Source organism: Caulobacter sp., from assembly GCF_049283275.1.
In the GTDB taxonomy this organism is placed as follows: domain Bacteria; phylum Pseudomonadota; class Alphaproteobacteria; order Caulobacterales; family Caulobacteraceae; genus Caulobacter.
Genome location: NZ_JBAPVS010000035.1, coordinates 1 through 3,776, shown reverse-complemented (window position 1 = coordinate 3,776; position 3,776 = coordinate 1). Strand labels below are relative to the sequence as shown.

4 protein-coding genes and 1 pseudogene are annotated in these 3,776 nt (G+C 67.2%); 3 read left to right on the top strand and 2 right to left on the bottom strand.

Translation table 11 applies throughout. The features are described from left to right. Positions 1–587, top strand: a pseudogene (locus tag WAL33_RS01915) (Plug domain-containing protein); the annotation flags it as partial. Between the two features lie 63 nt (positions 588–650). Here WAL33_RS01915 and queF read toward each other — a convergent pair. Beyond that, positions 651–1,106: a preQ(1) synthase gene (gene queF / locus WAL33_RS01910; RefSeq protein ID WP_029907399.1), complete on the bottom strand. Its 456-nt coding sequence runs from the start codon at positions 1,104–1,106 to the stop codon at positions 651–653. A 90-nt stretch (positions 1,107–1,196) separates the two neighbouring features. Here queF and WAL33_RS01905 point away from each other — a divergent pair, with 90 nt between their 5' ends. Together WAL33_RS01905 and WAL33_RS01900 are read left to right on the top strand one after the other, a co-directional pair. After that, the gene (locus WAL33_RS01905; RefSeq protein WP_422177942.1) at positions 1,197–2,000 is read left to right on the top strand and encodes an SDR family NAD(P)-dependent oxidoreductase; all 804 of its coding nucleotides are present in this window, start codon (positions 1,197–1,199) and stop codon (positions 1,998–2,000) included. Positions 2,001–2,254: 254 nt separating this feature from the next. After that, the gene (locus WAL33_RS01900) at positions 2,255–2,977 is read left to right on the top strand and encodes a TorF family putative porin (protein ID WP_422177940.1); all 723 of its coding nucleotides are present in this window, start codon (positions 2,255–2,257) and stop codon (positions 2,975–2,977) included. Positions 2,978–3,068: 91 nt separating this feature from the next. On the opposite strand, the gene WAL33_RS01895 is transcribed toward WAL33_RS01900, so the two are convergent. After that, positions 3,069–3,776 (bottom strand): MFS transporter (locus WAL33_RS01895; RefSeq protein WP_422177938.1); only part of this gene is annotated, 708 nt, incomplete at its 5' end.

Here is a 3,776-nt window from a genome sequence, read left to right as displayed (position 1 = left end):
GCGGCGGCGGTTTCCGCGGTCCGCGCCCCGGCCAAGGCCAGGTCCGGGTTTCGCTCTACCACACCTGGAAACTGAAGGACGAGATCACCATCCGAGACGGCCTGCCGATCATCGACCGTCTGAACGGCGGTTCGGGCGCCGGCCCGGAACACGAGATCCAGCTCCAGGCGGGCCTCTTCAAGAGCGGCATGGGCGCGTTCCTGAACGGCAGCTGGCGCAGCGGTTATCGCCTGAACGGCAGGACCGCGGACAGCAACCTGTATTTCGGGGACCTGTCGACGGTAAGCCTGAACCTGTTCGCGGACCTGTCGTCGCGCCCCGACCTCCTGCGGGCCCATCCGTGGCTGCGCGGCACGCGGGTGCAGCTGCAGGCCCAGAACCTGTTCGACACCCGCGAGGACGTGCACGACGGCCAGGGCTTCACCCCCCAGGCCTATCAGCCGGACTATCGCGATCCCATCGGCCGGACGGTGCGGATCAGCTTCCGCAAGCTGATCGGTCCGGCCCGGCCCGTGCAGCCGCCCAGCCAACGCCCGCCCGCGGTTCCGACCCCGCCGCCCGCGCAGGCCGCGCAGCCGTCGCGCTAGGCGCAAAGAAAAAGGGGCGCTCCGGCCGGATGCGCCCCTCGTGTTTCAGCACTCGCGAAGCGATCAGCCCCGGCCGCGATAGGGCGCGACGCCCTGGTCGGGAACCCACAGCCCTTCGGGCGCCGGGCCGGTCTGCCAGAACACGTCGATCGGGATGCCGCCGCGCGGATACCAATAGCCGCCGATGCGCAGCCAGCGCGGCTGGGCGATCTCGACGATCTTGCGGCCGATCTTGACCGTGCAGTCCTCGTGGAACGAGCCGTGATTGCGGAAGCTGGTCAGATACAGCTTCAGCGACTTGCTCTCGATCAGCCAGTCGCCGGGGGCGTAGTCGATCACCAGGTGCGCGAAGTCGGGCTGGCCGGTCACCGGGCATAGCGAGGTGAATTCCGGAGCCACGAAGCGCGCCAGATAGGTCACGTCGCTCTGCGGATTGGGCACGCGCTCGAGGACGGCCTGATCGGGGCTGGCGGCAGGCTCCACCACCTGGCCCAGCTGGGTCACATGAAGTTCGGTCATGGGCGGTCATCTAGGCCTCGCGCCCCGGCGAGACAAGCGCGCGTGGCGTCGCTATCGTCGCGCAAACAAGCGTTGGGACAGGAAACGACGATGAGCGGACGCGATTTCGACGGCTATACGGTGGTGGTCACCGGCGCCTCCACCGGGCTTGGCCGGGCCATGGCGGTGGAGACCGCGCGACGCGGCGCCGGCCTGGTGGTCGTCAACTTCGCCAGCAGCGCGCAAGAAGCCGAGGAAACCGCGCGGCTGATCGCGGCCGAGGGCTCCAAGGCCGTCCTGGTCCAGGGCGACGTGGCCCAGGATGCGGACTGCCGCCGGATCGCCCAGGCAGCGGCCGGCACGGGCCGGATCGACGCCCTGTTCAACAACGCCGGCGTCACCAAGTTCGCGCCCAACCATGCCGATCTCGATGCGGTCGACGCCGAGGATTTCCTGCGGCTCTACGCGGTCAATGTGGTGGGCGCCTTCCAGATGGTCCGCGCCGCCCGCAGCCTGCTGGAGGCCGCGCCGCAGCCGGGCGCCGTGGTCAACACCGCTTCGATCGCCGGGGTGGTCGGCAACGGCTCGTCGGTGCCCTATGCCGCCTCCAAAGGCGCGCTAACCACCATGACCCTGTCGCTGGCCAGGGCCCTGGCGCCGCGGATCCGGGTCAACGCCGTCTGCCCCGGCTTCATCGACACGCCTTGGTTCGGCAAGGCCATGGACGAAGAGCGCGTCGATCGCCTGCGGGCCGGCGCGGCCGCCGCTACGCCGCTGAAGGTCGCCTCGACCGCCGAGGACATCGCCGGCTCCGCCGTGTTCCTGGCCTCCCCCGCCTCGCGGCACATCACCGGCGAAACCTTGCTGGTGGATGCGGGCCTCCACTTGGGCGGGGCGAGTCTGGCGATGCGCTAAAGCCGCAGGTAAAGCCCAAACAACGAATCTTTTGACACTGTGGCGCCCGCAGCCACTTCTGAAGCAAAATCGTCACACTTCGCTCAAACTTTGCGCCCTTACGGTCGTTTCTGCTGGTGCTTTAACCACTGCGATTGCAACTAGGGCTAAGCCGTCAACTATGTCTGTTGTGCCCAAACACGCTTGCAGGCGTCTCTGGACGACGAAGGCTCCATGCTCTTCGGTCGGCAAAATGAAATAAGGGGATAGAACACATGAAGTTTCTGAAACTGGCGCTAGTCGCCGCCGCTGCTTCGGTCGCCATGAGCGGCGCCGCCATGGCTGAAGAACTGAAGCTCTCGTACAACGTTGGCGTGGCCAGCGACTACGTGTTCCGCGGCGTTAGCCAAACCCAAGAAGATCCGCAGGTTTTTGGCGGCATCGACCTGACCTACGGCCTCGGCTATGCTGGCGTCTGGGCTTCGAACGTCGACTTCGGCCCTAGCGACCCGACCGCTGAAATCGACCTGTATGCCGGCCTGAAGCCGACCTACGGCGACACCAGCTTCGACCTCGGCGTGCTCTACTACAGCTACATCGACGACAAGGCTCCGCCGACCCCGGCTGGCCAGGCTCCCGTCGCGTCGCCCGGCTCGTACAGCTACCTGGAATTCAAGGCCGCGGTTTCGCGTCCGATCGGTCCGGCGACCGCCGGCCTCGCCGTCTATTATTCGCCGCAGTATCCGCTGACCAAGGGCGGTTCGATGTACTACGAGCTCAACGCCGCGATGCCGGTCGTCGAAAAGCTGACCCTGAGCGGCGCCATCGGCGAACAGCAGATCGACCAAGGTTCGGAATATGCGACCTGGAACATCGGTCTGAACTACGCCCTGACCGACAAGATTTCGGCCGATCTGCGCTACTCGGACACCGACGAGCACGATCTGGGCAAAATCTATGGCGAGCGCGTCGTTGTCGGCCTGAAGGCCGCGTTCTAAGCCAAGTCTTGAGCTAACGAACAAGGGCCGTCCCGATTTCGATCGGGGCGGCCTTTTCTTTGCGTGAAGCCCGGAAGTCGAGTTCAGAAACCTAGGGACGGGATCTGGGCGGACGCATGAACAGCGCGGCCACGAACACCAGCGCCGTGATCGCTGCGAACAGCTGGAAGGCCGGTGTGAACGAGCCGACGCGGTCGCGAACGGCGCCGCCGATGAACGGCCCCGCCGCCGACACCGCCCCGATCAGGCAGGTCAGGGAGAACAGCTCGACATTGTTGCGGCGGCCAAAATAGTTCAGCAGCAGCAGGCTGACGGCCAGCACGGTCAGGCCGAATCCGGCGCCCACGCCGACCGCGTACAGCGTCAGCAGCCACGGCGTCGTGGCGCGCGACAGGGCCAGCAGGCCGACCACCAGCAATCCCTGAGCGAACACCAGCAGCCAGCGCGGATCGACCCGGTCGCCGACGGCGCCTCCGCCCAGGCGGGCCACGACCTGCATGCCGCCTTCCAGGCTGAGCATGCCCGCCGCCACAGCGCCGGCCACGCCCAGCTGGGTCAGGTGGGCCTGGGTCAGGCTGGCGGCGCTGATGCCCGCCAGCAGATGGCTGAAATAGGCGGCCAGCAGCACGTAGAACTGCGGGGTGCGAACCGCGTCGCGGACGCTCCATTCGTGGTCGGTGTGATAGACGCCCTTAGGGGTGACGCCCGCCTTGGCCTCGGCGTCCAGCTGGCGGTCCAGCGCCGCGCCGGCCTGCTCCAGCCAGCGCGCGCCGCCCACGGCGACGGCGCAGACCAGGCC